General features: G+C 68.0%; 19 protein-coding genes. 9 read left to right on the top strand and 10 right to left on the bottom strand.

Features of this window, described 5'->3' with window-relative positions:
- Window positions 1-936, top strand: a complete 936-nt coding sequence (locus tag QJR12_RS07490) for a hypothetical protein (protein ID WP_300580495.1) — start codon at window positions 1-3, stop codon at window positions 934-936.
- Window positions 937-1,007: 71 nt separating this feature from the next.
- Here QJR12_RS07490 and QJR12_RS07485 read toward each other — a convergent pair whose 3' ends face one another.
- From QJR12_RS07485 to QJR12_RS07475, 3 genes are all read right to left on the bottom strand, one after another.
- Window positions 1,008-1,586: an HhH-GPD-type base excision DNA repair protein gene (locus QJR12_RS07485; protein WP_300580264.1), complete on the bottom strand. Its 579-nt coding sequence runs from the start codon at window positions 1,584-1,586 to the stop codon at window positions 1,008-1,010.
- A 132-nt stretch (window positions 1,587-1,718) separates the two neighbouring features.
- Window positions 1,719-1,907, bottom strand: coding sequence for a DUF5302 domain-containing protein (locus tag QJR12_RS07480; protein WP_300580262.1), 189 nt, complete (start codon window positions 1,905-1,907; stop codon window positions 1,719-1,721).
- An 82-nt stretch (window positions 1,908-1,989) separates the two neighbouring features.
- On the bottom strand, window positions 1,990-2,433 hold the full coding sequence (locus QJR12_RS07475; RefSeq protein WP_300580261.1) for a PPOX class F420-dependent oxidoreductase: 444 nt from the start codon (window positions 2,431-2,433) through the stop codon (window positions 1,990-1,992).
- 65 nt (window positions 2,434-2,498) lie between these two features.
- Between QJR12_RS07475 and QJR12_RS07470 the strand changes: the two genes are divergently transcribed.
- The gene (locus tag QJR12_RS07470) at window positions 2,499-2,798 is read left to right on the top strand and encodes a hypothetical protein (RefSeq protein WP_300580259.1); all 300 of its coding nucleotides are present in this window, start codon (window positions 2,499-2,501) and stop codon (window positions 2,796-2,798) included.
- A gap of 131 nt (window positions 2,799-2,929) precedes the next feature.
- Complete coding sequence (locus QJR12_RS07465; RefSeq protein ID WP_300580258.1) at window positions 2,930-3,313, top strand: DUF1697 domain-containing protein; 384 nt, start codon at window positions 2,930-2,932, stop codon at window positions 3,311-3,313.
- Window positions 3,314-3,407: 94 nt separating this feature from the next.
- Here QJR12_RS07465 and QJR12_RS07460 read toward each other — a convergent pair whose 3' ends face one another.
- A complete protein-coding gene (locus tag QJR12_RS07460) occupies window positions 3,408-3,737 on the bottom strand; it encodes a GntR family transcriptional regulator (RefSeq protein WP_300580493.1) in 330 nt (109 codons plus the stop codon).
- An 84-nt stretch (window positions 3,738-3,821) separates the two neighbouring features.
- On the opposite strand from QJR12_RS07460, the gene QJR12_RS07455 reads away from it, so the two are divergent.
- A complete protein-coding gene (locus tag QJR12_RS07455) occupies window positions 3,822-4,535 on the top strand; it encodes an NAD-dependent deacylase (RefSeq protein WP_300580257.1) in 714 nt (237 codons plus the stop codon).
- Here the strand turns inward: QJR12_RS07455 and QJR12_RS07450 are convergent.
- Window positions 4,532-5,182, bottom strand: a complete 651-nt coding sequence (locus QJR12_RS07450; protein WP_300580256.1) for a class I SAM-dependent methyltransferase — start codon at window positions 5,180-5,182, stop codon at window positions 4,532-4,534. The two genes, QJR12_RS07455 and QJR12_RS07450, sit on opposite strands and share 4 nt — an antisense overlap.
- A complete protein-coding gene (locus QJR12_RS07445; protein ID WP_300580491.1) occupies window positions 5,179-7,560 on the bottom strand; it encodes an MMPL family transporter in 2,382 nt (793 codons plus the stop codon). Before QJR12_RS07445 ends, QJR12_RS07450 begins: the two co-directional genes overlap by 4 nt.
- A 258-nt stretch (window positions 7,561-7,818) precedes the next feature.
- Between QJR12_RS07445 and QJR12_RS07440 the strand changes: the two genes are divergently transcribed.
- Window positions 7,819-7,950 carry a hypothetical protein gene (locus QJR12_RS07440; RefSeq protein WP_300580255.1) on the top strand — a complete coding sequence of 44 codons (132 nt, stop codon included), beginning with the start codon at window positions 7,819-7,821 and terminating at the stop codon, window positions 7,948-7,950.
- A gap of 228 nt (window positions 7,951-8,178) precedes the next feature.
- Here the strand turns inward: QJR12_RS07440 and QJR12_RS07435 are convergent, their stop codons facing one another.
- Window positions 8,179-8,931, bottom strand: a complete 753-nt coding sequence (locus tag QJR12_RS07435; RefSeq protein WP_300580254.1) for a 3-hydroxyacyl-CoA dehydrogenase — start codon at window positions 8,929-8,931, stop codon at window positions 8,179-8,181.
- A 366-nt stretch (window positions 8,932-9,297) separates the two neighbouring features.
- On the opposite strand from QJR12_RS07435, the gene QJR12_RS07430 reads away from it, so the two are divergent.
- Window positions 9,298-10,524: an IS110 family transposase gene (locus QJR12_RS07430; protein ID WP_300576469.1), complete on the top strand. Its 1,227-nt coding sequence runs from the start codon at window positions 9,298-9,300 to the stop codon at window positions 10,522-10,524.
- A 73-nt stretch (window positions 10,525-10,597) separates the two neighbouring features.
- Here QJR12_RS07430 and QJR12_RS07425 read toward each other — a convergent pair whose 3' ends face one another.
- The 3 genes from QJR12_RS07425 to QJR12_RS07415 form a co-directional block, all read right to left on the bottom strand.
- On the bottom strand, window positions 10,598-11,680 hold the full coding sequence (locus tag QJR12_RS07425) for a CaiB/BaiF CoA-transferase family protein (protein ID WP_300580252.1): 1,083 nt from the start codon (window positions 11,678-11,680) through the stop codon (window positions 10,598-10,600).
- A gap of 228 nt (window positions 11,681-11,908) precedes the next feature.
- Window positions 11,909-12,622 (bottom strand): CPBP family intramembrane glutamic endopeptidase, encoded by a 714-nt coding sequence (locus QJR12_RS07420; protein ID WP_300580250.1) that lies wholly within the window; start codon window positions 12,620-12,622, stop codon window positions 11,909-11,911.
- A gap of 112 nt (window positions 12,623-12,734) precedes the next feature.
- Complete coding sequence (locus tag QJR12_RS07415; protein ID WP_300580249.1) at window positions 12,735-12,872, bottom strand: hypothetical protein; 138 nt, start codon at window positions 12,870-12,872, stop codon at window positions 12,735-12,737.
- A gap of 125 nt (window positions 12,873-12,997) precedes the next feature.
- On the opposite strand from QJR12_RS07415, the gene QJR12_RS07410 reads away from it, so the two are divergent.
- From QJR12_RS07410 to QJR12_RS07400, 3 genes are read left to right on the top strand one after another with little or no spacing between them, the layout of a single operon-like run.
- Window positions 12,998-14,080, top strand: a complete 1,083-nt coding sequence (locus QJR12_RS07410; protein WP_300580247.1) for a type III polyketide synthase — start codon at window positions 12,998-13,000, stop codon at window positions 14,078-14,080.
- A gap of 3 nt (window positions 14,081-14,083) precedes the next feature.
- On the top strand, window positions 14,084-14,584 hold the full coding sequence (locus tag QJR12_RS07405) for an isoprenylcysteine carboxyl methyltransferase family protein (protein WP_300580245.1): 501 nt from the start codon (window positions 14,084-14,086) through the stop codon (window positions 14,582-14,584).
- Complete coding sequence (locus QJR12_RS07400) at window positions 14,581-15,597, top strand: NAD(P)/FAD-dependent oxidoreductase (RefSeq protein WP_300580243.1); 1,017 nt, start codon at window positions 14,581-14,583, stop codon at window positions 15,595-15,597. Before QJR12_RS07405 ends, QJR12_RS07400 begins: the two co-directional genes overlap by 4 nt.
- Window positions 15,598-15,599: the final 2 nt, after the last annotated feature.

Genomic DNA, 15,599 nt, shown 5'->3' with positions numbered 1-15,599 from the left:
ATCGCATCAGTGATCGCGCTAGCGCTGTGCCCCGGGGCGGCCGCAGACCCCGCGCCGCCCCAGCCCGTTGCCGCCCAACAGTTACCGGGCCTGCCGGCGATAACGCAGTTGAGCCCGATCATCCAGCAAGCCGCCGCCCACCCCGAGCAAGCATCGCAGCTGCTCATGGCCGCGGCGTCGGCGTTCACCCATAATCCGGCGGCGCCCGACGCGTCCAAGAGCGTTGCCTCCTCGGTGAACCAGTTCGCCCAGGGCTCCTTTGGTCCGGCCGCGACGCCCACCGACCCGGGCCTGCCGGCGACGAACCCCACCGGCACGTCCGAAACCCCTCCCGCGGCGCACCTGCCGGCGCCCGGGGCAGAACCGGGCGGGTGGGCGCACCTGCCAACGGGCATCGACCCGGCCCACGCCGCGGGCCCCGCGGCGGCCTCCACCCCCGCCCCGCCCGGCGCCGCCCCCGATCCCGCGCCTGTCCCGCCGGCCGGTGCGGCTCCCGGCGCGGCGCCCGCGGCGGCTTTCGGACCGGACACGCCACCCACGCAGGACTTCATGTACCCCTCGATCGGCATCGCCTGCCTGGCGGATGGCGGTAACGCGATCGCCACCGCGCTGTCGGTGGCCGGACCGGCGAAGATTCCCGCGCCCGGTCCGGGGCCGGGCCAGACCGCCTATGTGTTCACCGCGGTCGGCACGCCCGGGCCCGCGGATGTGCAGAAGCTGCCGCTCAACGTCACCTGGGTGAACCTGACCACCGGAAAATCCGGTACCGTCGCGCTGAAACCGCGCCCCGATATCAACCCCGACGGGCCGACCACGCTGACCGCGATTGCCGACACCGGGTCGGGAAGCATCATGTCGACGATCTTCGGACAGGTCACCACCCGGGAAAAGCAGTGTCAGTTCATGCCCACCATCGGCTCCACGGTGGTGCCCTGACCACCCGCCAGGGGGCTCGCCTCCGGGCGTTGCCTTAACGCCTGGGGGGCGGCCCGATCGTCGTTGTGTCGTCACCGTTCCTGGGCGTGGCGGGCCGCCTTCATTCGTTTCTTGTTGGAGCGCACCCGCTCCAGCGAATGCGCGTCGACGACGTCGGCGACCGACAGCTGCGTGCCGGGGGCGCCGTATTCCCCGGCCGCCTCCCGCCAGCCGGCGGGCCGAATACCGCACTGCTTGCCCAGCAACGCCAGGAAGATCCGCGCCTTTTGCTCCCCGAACCCGGGTAACTCCTTGAGCCGGCGCAGCACCTCGTGACCGTCGGGGTCACCGGCCGTCCACAGCGCGCCCGCGTCTCCGTCGTAACGGTCGACAATGAGCTGCGCCAGACTTTGGATCCGCTTGGCCATCGACCCTGGAAAGCGGTGAATGGCAGGGCTTTCCGAGCATAGTGCGGCGAACTTTTCCGGGTCGTAGTCGGCGATCTCGCGGGCATCGAAGCCGCCCATCCGCTCGGCGATCTTCTTCGGCCCGGCGAAGGCGGTTTCCATCGGCACCTGCTGGTCGAGCAGCATGCCGACAACCAACGCGAACGGGTTGGAATCCAGCAGCGCGTCGGCGTCCGGGTCTTGGGCCAGCCGCAGTTTCGCCACCCGCCCAGTGTAAAGCGGCCACGCCAAGTGAAGCGCATCCGCATGCACGAACGGCATCGCTTGCCGCAGTCCGCGATAGTGCGCGATAGTGCACCGCGGAACCGCGCGCTATCGCGGAACCGCCTCGCCGGGTCAACCGCTTTTGCGGCGAAATTCCCGGCGGTGCTCGACGGGCCCGTGCGCCCGAGGCTGTCTGCCCCCGCCGTCTTTGTGAGCCGATCCGCCCGATGCCTGCGCTTTCTTGCGGTCCAGGGCCTCCCGGAATCTGCGTTTGGTTTCGTCCTCCGACGTTGACTCCGGCGAGGAGTTCGATGCAGCCATAACCGCAGCGTAGCGCGGCGGCGCGGGTGCGGCGCGTGCGCGGCGGCGCGTGCGCCGCGGCCCCGGTCCGGCGGATCCCCGGTCACCGCACGCCCGGAGGCAGGCCATACACGTGGGTGATCGGCAGCGTCAGCAGCACCCGCCGGTCGGTGACCATCGCCCGGCGGTATTCCTCCCAGTCCGGGTGTTCACCGGCGATGTTGCGGTACAAGGTAATCAGCGCCTCTACGGTGTCATCGTCGGGTGCGGCTGCCGGCGGTGTCAGCTCCGCGGTGCCCTCGGCAACGGCATACGACCACCCGTCGTCGGCGCTGACCAAAATCGAGGCCCGCGGATCGCGACGCAGATTGCGTGTCTTGGCTCGCGGCTCGGTGATCGACACCTGCACGACCAGCTTTCGCGGGTCGAAGTAGTACTGCACGTTGGACAGCTGGGGACGCCCGTCACGCTTGATGGTGGCCAGCACCCCGATGGAGTTCCCGCTGATCACGGCCAGCAGTTTGTCGTCGAAAACGTGGCGTCCCATGCCGAAAGCCTACGTCGCGGCGCCCGCGGCGGGCCGCGATTCGGGCTCGGCGCTACCATCGCGCTGTGACGACGGTCGACGACAACTGCTTGGCCGGGGTCTCGGCTACTACACTGCGGACACGGCGCGCTCGCGCCGCCGAAGCCAAGCGTCCCTATGGTGTCGTCGATGATCCATGGGCGGTGCAGCTTTTCGGGCTTGTTGGGGCGGTCGACTACGACCGTGCGACGTTCGGCAAACCCCGCCGGTTCCATCCGCGACGGGCCCTGGCGCACGGCGTCGCCACCGCCGACCGCTTGGGGACACACCCCAAGGCCTCGGTGGTAGCCCCGGCCGGGGCTTGCAGACCAGTTTCCGGCGGCTAGAACGCCGACGTGCGCTGTCTGCCCGCTGACTGTGCCGCCCGGTTTCCCGGCGGTGCGATGATGTTCGATTCGATACCGCGTTGGGCCGGCCGGCGAACGCTTCAGGGCACCACACTGCTGGAGTTCGACCGGTGAACCGGTATGCGGCGTTTTTGCGGGGCGTCAATGTGGGCGGTGTCAACCTCAAGATGGCCGAGGTGTCGACGGCGCTGGCCGACGCCGGATTCGCCGAAGTACGCACCATCCTCGCCAGCGGCAACGTGGTTCTCGAGTCGGATGTGTCCGCCGCCGCGGTGCGAGCAAAGGCCGAGGCCGCCGTGCACGACGAGCTCGCCGCGTTGGCTGCCCGAGCCGGGCCCGACGAGAAGATCGGCAGCGGTGACGGCGTCATCTACTGGCAGGTGCCCAAGGGCGGCACCCTGGACAGCGCCGTCGGCAAGACGATGGGCAAGCAGCGCTACAAGTCCTCGACCACCACCCGCAACCTGCGCACGTTGGCCAAGGTATTGCGGTGACGGCGGGACAACGGGCGAAAGCCCCGCATTCACCTGGGTTTCCGCAACGGCTGCCCGACGTCCGCGCCGGGACAGCCCGGCTAAGCAGCGGTGCTCAGTGGTCGAACGCCTCCTCGAACGCCTCCTCGAGGTAGCGCAGCGCCGCGGCCTTACCGAGTCCCAGTGCGCGCGCCGTGTCGCGGTAGGCGCGGGCCGCGGCGGCCATCGCAGCGTCGGCCGGGTCGGTGCGCGCAACGAAAGTGCCGAAACGGCCGCGGGTTTCGACGATACCGGCGACCTCCAGCTCGCGGTAGGCACGGGCTACGGTGTTGACCGCCAACCCGAGGCGACCGGCCAGTTCACGCACGGTGGGCAGCCGGGTACCGGGTGGGAACCTGCCGGCGCGGATCCCGTCGATGATCCGGGTTCTGAGCTGGTCGAACAGCGGCGTACCCGCGTGCCCGTCGACGCGTAGCCACTCGACCCAGTCCGCCCGCCCAGTATCTCGCGCAACCGCTAAGTTGGTGGCATGCGAGTGGCGGTGCTGTCGGGTGCGGGGATTTCCGCGGAGAGCGGTGTACCGACCTTCCGCGACGACAAGGATGGGCTGTGGGCCCGCTTCGACCCATACGAGCTGGCCAGCGTCGACGGCTGGCTCAAGCACCCCCAACGGGTTTGGGGATGGTATCTGTGGCGGCACCATCTGGCGACCCAGGTCCAACCCAACGCGGGACACCGCGCTATCGCCGCCTGGCAAGACCATGCCGACGTCAGCGTCATCACTCAGAACGTCGATGACCTCCACGAGCGCGCCGGCAGCAATCCGGTGCACCACCTGCACGGTAGTATTTTTGAATTCCGTTGTGCACGTTGTGATTCGCCATACACCGAGGCGCTGCCCGAGATGGCTGAACCGGCGGTGGAGGTCGAGCCGCCGAGCTGTCGCTGTGGCGGCTTGATCCGGCCGGACATCGTGTGGTTCGGCGAGCCGCTGCCCGAGGAGCCGTGGCAGCGCGCGGTGGAAGCGACCGAGGCGGCCGACGTGATGATCGTGGTGGGAACGTCCGCGATCGTCTACCCGGCGGCCGGCCTGCCCGAATTGGCGCTTTCGCGCGGTGCGCGCGTCATCGAGGTCAATCCGGAGTCCACCCCACTGTCTGCGAGCGCCACGATCACCATCCGTGAGACCGCGAGCCGGGCGCTGCCGGGGTTGCTCCAGCGGCTGCCCGCGCTGCTCGGCTAGCGCGCGGCCGGCCTGCGTGCCCGGCCCAGCGCGAACTCCGACACCGGCAGCGGCACCCATGCCGGAAAGACGCGCTCCCGCTGCGCGTCGCCGATTTCGAATCCGGCTGCGCGAATCGACCACTCGGTGTCGCGATGGGTGTGACAGTTGCCCAGCAGCTTCGGCCAGAACGTCGCATCAGCGAAACGCTGCAACCGGCCCCGCACTCCGTCGCTGGCCACATGCTCGAAATAGCGCAGCTCCCCGCCCGGCCGAAGCTGCGAAAACAATTGCCGCAGCACCGCATCGGGGTCGGCGATCGAACACAGCACCAGCGAGCAGACCACCGCGTCGAACGGCTCGGCGGCGGTGAACTCCTCCACCGTCCCCTCAATCACGTGAACCGGAATACGAGCCTCGGCCGCCGCGTCACGAGCCCGGTCGGCCAACCGGGGTTCGGGCTCGATGGCGACCACCTGCTGCACGGAGTCGGGGTAAAAAGCGAAGTTCGTGCCGACACCCGCGCCGACCTCAAGGACTCGGCCGGACAGGCCGGCCAGGTTCTCCCGGCGCAGCGCCCGCACCTCCTCGGTTTCGTGCGCTGCGATCACGGGCCAAATCCTGGCGAAGAACGGGAAGTTACCCGTTGCTCCGCTAACAGCTGTCACGCACGCGACCCCTTCGGCTGTCGTTGCTGCGAACCGGTCTTCCGGCGGCTGCGGGTGATCCGTCTGCATCGTAGCGCGCCGGGAGCTGCCAGCTGAGCCGGCCACGGTGGTACCCGCCGCCGGTGGCGGCCCGACGCCGCGCCGACGGAGCCGGGCCGAACCCCCGGTTCCTCATCGATCCCCAGCCGCCGGTGAACCCGTGCCAGCGGCTGGGGCGCCCACCAGCTCCACCGGCCCAACACGTGCATGAACGCGGGGACCAGAACCATCCGCACCAGGGTGGCGTCCACCAGCACGGCCAGTGTCAAACCGAGGCCGAACATCCGCATGAATGACACCCGGGCAGCGATCAACGCTGCGAACGAGATCGACATCACCAGCGCGGCAGCGGTGATCACCCGTCCGGTGCGCGCCACCCCCAGCGCCACGCTCTCGTCGCCGGCTTGGCGAGTCCGCGGGGACGCCAGCCAGTACTCGCGGATCCGCGCGATCAGGAACACCTCGTAATCCATCGACAACCCGAACGCGATGCAAAACACCAGCACCGGCATGTTGGCCACCAGCGTCCCGCTGGGCGTCGTCCCCAACGCGCCGAGGTGACCGTCCTGGAAGATCCACACCAGCGCGCCGAAGGCCGCCGACAGCGACAGCACGGTCAGCGCCAGCGCCTTGACCGGCAGCACGACACTGCCGGTGAGCAGGAACAGCAGCACCCCGCTGATGGTGGCGATCAGCCCCAGCACCACCGGTAACCGTCGCAGGACGGCATCGACGCTGTCGCGGTTGATCTGCGCCAGCCCCGCCATCTGCACCGCCCGGCCGGCGGGCCCGGGCACGTCGTGCAAGCGGTCGAGCTGGACTTCGGAGGCCCGGGAGAACAGCGGCGCGGTGCTGGCGACGGTCAGGAATGCGCTGGCGCCGGCCAGCCCGGTGGCCCCGGACGGCGGCCCGACCTCGTTGCCGCCGACGAACGTCCCGGTCGGGGCGCTGACCGCCGACACGTCGGGCACCCGCGACAGGTCGGCCGCGTAGCGGTCAAGATCGGCCGGGCGCAGGCCGCGCGCGTCGGGAATGATGACGGGCACCGCCGTCGCCGAATCGTCGGGAAAATCGGCGCGCACCTGGTCACCGACCTGACGAGCCGACGCCCAGGGCGGCAGCACCCGGTCGTCCGGCATCCCCCAGCGCACCCCGAGGAACGGCACCCCGAGCAGCACCAGTCCCGTGACCGCGGCCAAACCGATCGGCGCCGCGGCCCGGACGACGGCCTTGGCCGACTGGTACCAGAACAGCCGATCGACCGGTTTGGGCACCGGATCCGGGCGGCGCAGCACCCGGCGGGCGAGCCGGCGCACGTCCAGCGCGTCCAGCCGCGGGCCGAGCAGCACGATCGCCGCCGGAGTCACCGTGACGGCCGCGACGGCGACAAATGCCACGGTGGCCACCCCGGCGTAGGCGAACGACTTCAAGAAGTACATCGGGAACAGCACCATCACCGCCATGGACAAGGCGACGGTGGTCGCCGAGAAGAGCACCGTGCGCCCGGCGGTGGTCATGCTGCGGATCAGCGCCCGGTCCCGGTCGGCGCCGCCGGCCACCTCGTCGCGAAAGCGGCTGATGATCAGCAGCGTGTAGTCGATGGCCAGGGCCAGCCCCATCGCGGTGCTCAGGTTGAGCGCAAAGATCGACACCGTGGTGCTGAAGGTGATCAGCCGCAACACCGCCATTGAGCCGGCACTGGCCAGCCCACCCAAGGCGATGGGCAACGCCGCCGCCAGCAACCCCCCGAATACCCACACCAACACCAGGAAGCTCAGCGGGATCGCCAGCGCCTCCATCGCCAGCAGGTCGCGCTCGTTTTGCTGATTGATCTGGGCATACACCATCGCGGCCCCGCCGACACGGACGCTGACACCGTCCCGGTGGTGTTCGACCTCGCCGGCCAGCGTCTTGGCATATTTCTGCGCGTTGTTTTCGCCCCCCTTGAGGTTGGCCACGATCAAGCCGGACTTGCCATCCCTGCTCACCAGGTCGGCGGCGATCTGCGGGGGCGAGGTCCATGCCGAGGACACAGTGAATACCCGCGGGGATCGCGTCAGACCCTTGACGATATCGGTCGCGGCCCGGCGGGCCCGGTCGCTGCGGACGCCGGCGGGTGCGGTCACCACGATCACCATCTGCTGATCGCTCTGCCCGAACTTATCCATCATCAACTTGATGGCCTTGGCGGATTCCGACCCCGGATCCTGAAAACCGCCCGAGGCCAGGCTCCCCCCGACCGGGATGCCGAAGATCGTGGCGCCCACCAGCACCAGGACGCCCATCGCGACGATGCGCCGCGGGGCGGCGATGGCAACGCGAGCAAGTGCCGCCAGCAGTTTCGTGTCCCTTCGCCGGGCCTTCGGCGACGGCTCGCCGACAAAAGTGGGCGCCGCCGAATCATACTATTGGCGGTTCGTCAGTAAGTTTCGTCACTAAGTACGGTTCGGACCGCGGAATCGTTCACGCGTGGTCACGGCGCGCCCATGCCGTCGGCTCAATGGCAAACTGGCCGACCCTACCGGGCGGTAATATTGCCATTGTTTTCCGAATCGTGACTCAAAGATTTCTTAATAGTTACCCATACTCTCGAGTACATGTGGATCGACGACACGAGTGCCGAGGTCATCAAGGCGGATGTCGACGCGCTCTACCACGGCGACATGCTGGTGGAGGGCGACACCTCAGAGCAGCTTGAGGACTGGCATCCGTTGCCCACCGCGGTCTGACCCCCCCGATCGGCGGGATTGGCGCGCTCCGTTGGCCGCGCGCCTGACGGGTTTTATGGGTGCCGCAAGATTTGGCCCACCCCACCATCGCTGCATTTTCGTCCGTTGTCCAGAATTCGTCCCGGTCTTTCACTTGCGGTTGCTTTTCCGGTCTGTTTTCCGGCGCGTTCCTGGTCCTGGTCTTGCCGACGCTGATGACCCCGGTAGCGCGAGGGGTGCGACACCGTCTTAACGCGGCGCCATCCGGATGGCGCCGTCCAGGCGGATCACCTCGCCGTTGAGCATCGGATTCTCGACGATGTGCGCGACCAGCGCCGCATACTCGTCGGGCTTTCCCAGCCGCGCCGGGTGCGGCACTTGCTTGCCGAGTGACTCCCTGGCGGGTTCGGGCAGGCCCGCGAGCAGCGGCGTATCGAACAGCCCGGGCGCGATCGTCATCACCCGAATGGCCCTGCCGGCCAGCTCCCGCGCAATCGGCAAGGTCATGGCGACCACGCCGCCCTTAGACGCTGAGTACGCCGCCTGCCCGATCTGCCCGTCGAACGCCGCCACCGACGCGGTGTTGATGATGACACCGCGCTCCTCGCCGATCAACTCGGCCTTCGCGATCCGCTCAGCAGCCAGGCGCAGCACGTTAAAGGTGCCGACCAGGTTGACGTCGACGACCTTGCGGAATGCCTCCAGCGGGAAGACCCCGTCTTTGCCCAGCACCCGGATGGCGTTGCCGATCCCCGCGCAGTTCACCAGGATCCGCAGGGGACCCAGCGACTCGGCGATATCGAGCGCGGACGTCACCGCTTCCTCATCGGTGACGTCGGCCGGTGCGAAACGCGCGCGGTCACCGAGTTCGCGAACTATCTCCTCTCCCTTGAGGTCCAACACCACCACGTGTGCGCCCCGGTCCAGAAAGCTCCGGGTGGTGGCCAGGCCGAGGCCGGAGGCCCCGCCGGTGACGAGTGCGACGGTGTTTTCGATCTCCACTCGGGTGGTCCTAATCGGTTAGTAGGGATGGGTGCTGGTCGTGTTGACCGGGGTCTGTTTCTGGCGGGGTCTGCCGCCGGGTTGATGCCTGGTGTCTCCCGGCGTTCGACGCCTTGTGAAAGAGCGGCGCGCCTGGCGGCAGGTCACGTGTGTGGGTGGTGGGATGCTGTTGCCCGAGCTTGCCGCGGGGTTGACTTCCTGATGGTTGTTCCCGAGCCTTGAGCTCTTCGATAGAACGAGGTCTCGCGGTGGGCTGGAGTCACGGACGGCTACTGAGATGACGGACCATCGAGTCCTGCGATTAGGGCGCCGCACAACTCCGCCGGGGACAACACAATCACCGAGTACCGGAGGGATGCCTTGGCACTGTTTTGTGGAATTGATTGGGCCACTGATCATCACGATGTCGCGGTCGTCGACGACGACGGGCGTGTGGTGGCGCGCGGACGGGTCAGCAATGACGCGGCCGGCTTCGCCCAGCTGTTGACGCTGTTGGCCGATGCCGGCGACACCGCCGATGATCCGATCCCGGTGGGGATCGAAACCGACCGCGGGCTGTGGGTCGCTGCGCTGCGCGAGACCGGTCGGGTGATCTATCCGATCAACCCGCTGGCGGCCTCCCGCTATCGGGCGCGGTATGCGCTGTCGGGGGCCAAATCCGATGCCACCGACGCGGTGCTGCTGGCCAACATGGTGCGCACCGACCCCGACGCGCACCGCCCGCTGCCTGCCGACACCGAGCTGGCCCAGGCCATTAGGGTGCTGGCCCGGGCTCAGCAAGACGCGGTGTGGGCGCGCCAGCAGATCGGCAACCAGATCCGTGACCTGCTCAAGGACTTCTACCCGGCCGCGATCATCGCCTTTGCCGGGCTGCCCAGCGGGGGTTTGGCCCGCGCCGATGCCCGCGCCATCCTGGCCGCCGCACCCACTCCCGCCGAGGCTGCCCGGTTGACCCCGGCGCGGCTGCGCCGACTGCTGATCAAAGCCGGCCGCCGCCGCGACCTCGACCGCGACGTCGAGCGGCTGCGCGCGGTGTTCACCGGCACCTACCTGCACCAGCCGCCCGCAGTCGAAAACGCCATGGGCATTCAGCTGACGGCGCTGCTGCGCCAGTTCCAGGCCGCCAGCGCCGCCGCTGATGAGTTGACTGAGGCGGCGACCGCCCATTTTGAGCGACACCCGGACGCCGAGATCATCACCAGCTTTCCCGGGCTGGGGAAGCTGGCCGGCGCCCGGGTGCTGGCCGAGATCGGCGACGACCGAACCCGCTTCGCCGACGCCCGCGGATTGAAGGCCTTCGCCGGATCCGCCCCCATCACCCGAGCCAGCGGCAAGAAAACCATAGTGACACACCGCCATATCAAGAACCGGCGCCTGGCAACTGTCGGGTCGATCTGGGCGCTGGCCGCGCTGCGCAGCTCCCCGGGAGCCCGCCGCCACTACGACGCCCGCCGCGCGGCCGGAGACTGGAACCGCCAAGCCCAACGGCACCTGTTCAACAAGTTCCTCGGCCAGCTTCACCACTGCCTGCAAACCGGCCAGCCCTACGACGAACACCGGGCGTTTCCACCTCCTCTCCCACTCACGGCTTGACTTTCAACTTCCTGAGATGTCTTTCGATTCGGCCGACGGCCAGACAGCGGAGCGAGCCGGCAGTCGGTCCGCACTATATCCAGTCGTCAAGAATGGCTTCGATGTCGCAGCCGGGTTCGCCCGGCGGGCGCGGCCGGTCCGGTGCGCTGCGCGAGAACCGCGGCGCCGGCAGCGGTAGCAGCCCCCCGTCCGCCTCGTAGAAGGTATTCCGCTCGGCGACGTGCGGCTCGCTGTGAACCTCACCGAATGCCAACACCGGAGTCACACAGGCGTCGGAATCGGCGAACACCTTAGCCCAGTGGTCGCGATCGCGACTGGCGAACACTTCCGCCAGCCGAGCCCGCAGCTCGGGCCAGTGGCCGCGGTCGTTCTGGCCCGGCAGGTCGGCGGCGTCCAACCCGAGGCCGGCCAGCAGCGCCGCATAAAACTGCGGCTCAATCGCACCGACCGCGACGTAGCGGCCGTCGGCGCACCGGTAGGTGTCGTAGTAGGGCGCCCCGCCGTCGAGCAGGTTGGTGCCGCGCTCATCGCTCCACATGCCCGCCGCGCGCATCGCCCACATCATGTGCGCCAGCACGGATGACCCGTCGATCATCGCGGCGTCGATAACCTGACCCTTGCCCGAGCTCTGCCGCTCCCAGAGCGCGGCCAGGATGCCCACCAGCAGGAACATTGAGCCGCCGCCGAAGTCGCCGACCAGGTTCAGTGGCGGCACCGGACGCTCGCCGCTCCGGCCGATGGCGTGCAGCACGCCGTTAAGCGAAATGTAGTTGATGTCGTGGCCGGCCTGGCACGCGCGAGGTCCGGTCTGGCCCCATCCCGTCATCCGTGCGTAAATCAGCCGCTCGTTGACCGCCGCGCAGTCGCCTGGGCCCAGGCCGAGCCGCTCGGTGACACCCGGGCGGTAGCCCTCGATCAGCACGTCGGCCTTGGCGACGAGCCGCAACACCAGCCGCCGGCCCTCGGTGGACTTCAAATCGACCGTCACCCGGCGCCGATTGCGCAGCATGGCGTCCCTGGGTGCATTTCCGCTGCTGGCGGGGCGTTCGACGCGCACGACGTCGGCGCCGAGATCGCCCAGGATCATCGCGGCATGGGGTCCTGGCCCGATACCGGCCAGCTCGACAACCCGCAGCCCTTTGAGTGGTCCCGCCATGATCCACCGGCCTTTCCTTTCGAGAACAACTTTCCTTTCGAGAACAACCCGCGGTTGCATCTTCGCAGCCGGCGTCGAAGGCGCTGCCCACCGGTCGCCGAAGCTAGCGCGGTTTTCGAGCGCGAATCGCAGGGCCTGGCGATTTTGCTGCGATCGCCCGAGTTCATCGAGGGTGCAACGACATTCCCGGAGGGCCGCACACGAAGTTCACGGAGTCGTTAGGTCGCGCTAGCCGCTGAAGAGCATCGGAAGCGTTAGCACCGTGAGCAGACTCCACATGACGTGAGTCAGTATCGGCGCCAGCACCCCACCGGTCACCCGGCGCTCGAACCCGCAGACGCTCCCGAGTACGGCTGCAGCAAAGCCCAGCATCGGGTTCCCGCCCACCATGGCGGTGACCACAGACAAGATCGTCGAAATGGTGACCGGATAGTGACGGCCCAGTGCGGTGTAGAGCGCGCCTCGGTAAAACATCTCCTCGGCGATAGCGTCGGCCACAGCGATCACCGCGACCAGCGGGAGCGATCCTTGTCGGGCGAATTGCAGCACCTGGGTGAGCAATTCGGCGAGGGGCGGAAGCTGTCTGGCGATGACGGCGCCGAGCAGGAACAGCCCGCCCAGCGCCAGGCCGACCGTGGTCCCGGTGATCACCGGGCGCTGGTTGCGGCCACGCCAGCAAATCCCACCCAGGTGCAGCGGTCCGGAGACAAGCGCACCGGCGGCCCAAACTGCCCCCAGCACCAACACCAGCCAGTAGAAACCCGGCTCCCCCGGCCGGCATCTCAACGAAAGACCCAACACCGCGGCGCCGATCGGCAGCGTAATGGCCACGACGATGCGTCGGCGCCGCACTACTGACGGTGGTTCATGGTGCGGCACAGCGACATTCGTGAGAGCACGACGGAGCTCATCGCGTACGGTGGCGCGGTAGGGAGTACTCATTCCCGGCGCACCCTCGGGGTCGGCGTGATCAGCATGTCACCACCTATTCCCCGAGCCGACCAGGGCGGCACGGGGGTCGCCGTCGTTACCCGTCACCAGAATCCGCACGGGTTCAACCTAGCCCGGCGACGATGCGTGCCAAAAGCCCGCCGAGGAGCCGGGCCATCACACCCAGCCCGGCGACGATGCGTGCCAAAAGCCCGCCGAGGAGCCTCCCGCAGCCGCGATGAATGTGCCCACGGGGTTCCATCGGCCTGATGTCGAGGTAATCAGCACCCTGGCAGTAATCAGATCATTGGCTAATTTAGTTCATTGTGCTTGTGTTGAACCACTGGATTAATTTCGGCGTAACCCTGATATGGATAGGATGAGAAAATGCGTCCGGTGACGCCCGAGGTGCCGATACCGAGCGCTATCCCGCCGGCTGCGCCACGGGTCGCGGCGGTGACCGTCGAGTTCCCGCCGCACCGCCACAGCCAAAACGAGGCCATCGCAGCCCTGGCCGACTGGGCCGGGCCGGAGTTTCGGCGATTCGCTGTCAGCAGCGGGGTCGAGAGCCGGCACCTCGCGCTGCCGATCTCGCGATACCCCGAGCTGAACGGCTTCACCGACGCCAACGACGCCTTTATCAACGTTGCCACCGAGTTGAGTGAACAAGCGCTGCTGTCGGCCCTGGATGTCGCCGGCATCGAGCCGGCAGATGTCGATATCGTTTTCTCCACGACGGTCACCGGACTCGCGGTGCCGACGTTGGAGGCACGACTGGCGACCCGCGTGGGTCTGCGACCCGATTTCAAGCGCGTTCCCCTGTTTGGCCTGGGCTGTGTCGCCGGGGTTGCCGGGGTGGCGCGGATGTATGACTACCTGCGGGCGTATCCCGATCAGGTCGCGGCGCTCATCGCCGTCGAACTATGCACGTTGACCGTGCAGCACGACGACCGTTCGATCGCCAACCTGATTGCGAGCTGTTTGTTCGGTGACGGCGCCGCCGCCGTCATCATGACCGGTGCCGAGCGTGCGCCGGTTGGGCCGAAAATTCTGGCCACTCGCAGCCGCTTTTACCCCGACACCCAAGACGTGATGGGCTGGGACATCGGCAGTTACGGGTTTCGGATCAAGTTGTCCGCCGAAGTCGCCACCGTCGCCGAGAAATATCTGGGCGAAGATGTCCGCGAGTTTCTCGCCGACCATGGCCTGACAACCGCCGACGTCACGACCTGGGTATGTCACCCCGGTGGCCCGAAAGTAATCGACGCTGTCGAGAACGCGCTCGAGCTGCCCGAAGATGCTCTCGATCTGTCCAGAAAATCCCTGCGCGACAACGGAAACCTGTCATCGGTGTCGGTACTCGATGTGCTGCGGGCAACCATGGCCGATCCACCGCCGGCGGGTTCCATCGGCCTGATGATCGCCATGGGGCCGGGTTTTTGCGCCGAGCTCGTGCTGCTCGGCTGGTAGGTCGTGTACTACTTGCTGATCCTGGCTGTCGGCATCGAGCGGCTAATGGAGCTGCTGCTGGCCAAACGCCACGCGCGATGGGCTTTTGCTCACGGTGGCAAGGAGTTCGGCCATAGTCACTATCCGGCGATGGTCGCTCTCCATGCTGCGTTGCTGCTCGGCTGCGTCATCGAAGTGTGGGGGCTGCGGCGCCCCTTCTTGCCCTGGCTCGGCTGGCCGATGACGGCGGTGGTAGCCCTCAGCCAAGGCCTGCGCTGGTGGTGCGTGACGACGCTGGGCCGCAGGTGGAACACCCTGGTGATCGTGATCCCGAATGCCCCACCGGTGCGTCGAGGTCCGTACCGGTGGCTGCGTCACCCGAATTATGTTGCCGTGGCGGCCGAAGGGCTGGCGTTGCCGCTGATCCACACCGCATGGCTCACCGCAATCGGTTTTACCCTGGCCAACGCAGCGCTGCTGAGAATCCGCATCCGGGTGGAAAACGCCGCGCTGGGTTACCGATGACGAGCTACGACACCGACGTGTTGATCGTCGGCGGGGGCCCCGCCGGGCTCGCCACCGCGTTGTATGCCCGCAAGCAAGGGCTTTCGGTGATTGTGGCCGAGCCCCGCCACGATCCCATCGACAAGGCCTGCGGTGAGGGAGTTATGCCCGGCGGTCTGGCCGAATTGACGTCACTTGGCGTCGACCCGACCGGTATGCCCGTTCGCGGGATCGCCTATGTGAATGAGCACCGCCGCGCCGAAGCCCGTTTCCCCGGCAGCTTCGGCCGCGGCGTGCGACGCACCACGTTGCATGCCGCACTGACCGCACGGGCCAAAGAACAAGACACCGAATGGATCCGGGTGCGAGTCAGACGCGTCGACCAAGACGCCCACGGTGTGACGGCCGCCCAGGTACGCGCGAAATGGTTGGTAGCGGCCGATGGGCTGCATTCCACGGTCCGGCGCGCCGTCGGAATCACGGCGGTGGGCGGCAGCCCCCGGCGCTACGGCGTGCGCCGACACTTCCGGGTGCCGGTGTGGTCGGACTTCGTCGAAGTTCACTGGTCACGCTGGGGCGAGGCGTATGTGACACCGGTGGAGCCGGATCTGGTCGGGGTGGCGATTCTGTCGTGTCACCGCCCCGATCTGGCCTGGTTTCCGCTGTTGACACGCCGGTTGGCGGGCGCCGACCCCGGCCCGGCACGGGGATGCGGCCCGCTGCGGCAGGTGGTCTCACGCCGAGTCGCTGGGCGGGTGCTTTTGGTGGGCGACGCCGCCGGATACGAGGACGCCCTCACCGGCGAGGGCATCAGCCTGGCCATCCGGCAAGCCGCCGCAGCGGTGCGCGCCATCGTCGATGACGCGCCGGCGTCCTACGAGCGCGCGTGGCGCCGGATCACCCGTGACTACCGGCTGATTACCCGCGGCTTGGTGCTGGCCACGGCGCCACCGGTCGCCCGGCGTGCCATTGTCCCCATGTGCGCACTGCTCCCCGGGGTTTTCGAGCACGCCGTGTACCGGCTGGCACGTTGATC

Origin of the sequence: Mycobacterium sp. (genome assembly GCF_029961025.1) — a bacterium.
Taxonomy (GTDB): domain Bacteria; phylum Actinomycetota; class Actinomycetes; order Mycobacteriales; family Mycobacteriaceae; genus Mycobacterium.
This window is presented reverse-complemented; position numbering and strand designations above follow the sequence as displayed.

Excerpts from the sequence above, each read along its gene's own strand:
- QJR12_RS07480 (WP_300580262.1), bottom strand. The coding sequence starts at position 1,907 with ATGGCTGCATCGAACTCCTCGCCGGAGTCAACGTCGGAGGACGAAACC.
- QJR12_RS07475 (WP_300580261.1), bottom strand. The coding sequence starts at position 2,433 with ATGGGACGCCACGTTTTCGACGACAAACTGCTGGCCGTGATCAGCGGG.
- QJR12_RS07455 (WP_300580257.1), top strand. The coding sequence starts at position 3,822 with ATGCGAGTGGCGGTGCTGTCGGGTGCGGGGATTTCCGCGGAGAGCGGT.
- QJR12_RS07440 (WP_300580255.1), top strand. The coding sequence starts at position 7,819 with ATGTGGATCGACGACACGAGTGCCGAGGTCATCAAGGCGGATGTCGAC.
- QJR12_RS07425 (WP_300580252.1), bottom strand. The coding sequence starts at position 11,680 with ATGGCGGGACCACTCAAAGGGCTGCGGGTTGTCGAGCTGGCCGGTATC.
- QJR12_RS07420 (WP_300580250.1), bottom strand. The coding sequence starts at position 12,622 with ATGAGTACTCCCTACCGCGCCACCGTACGCGATGAGCTCCGTCGTGCT.
- QJR12_RS07415 (WP_300580249.1), bottom strand. The coding sequence starts at position 12,872 with ATGGAACCCCGTGGGCACATTCATCGCGGCTGCGGGAGGCTCCTCGGC.
- QJR12_RS07410 (WP_300580247.1), top strand. The coding sequence starts at position 12,998 with ATGCGTCCGGTGACGCCCGAGGTGCCGATACCGAGCGCTATCCCGCCG.
- QJR12_RS07400 (WP_300580243.1), top strand. The coding sequence starts at position 14,581 with ATGACGAGCTACGACACCGACGTGTTGATCGTCGGCGGGGGCCCCGCC.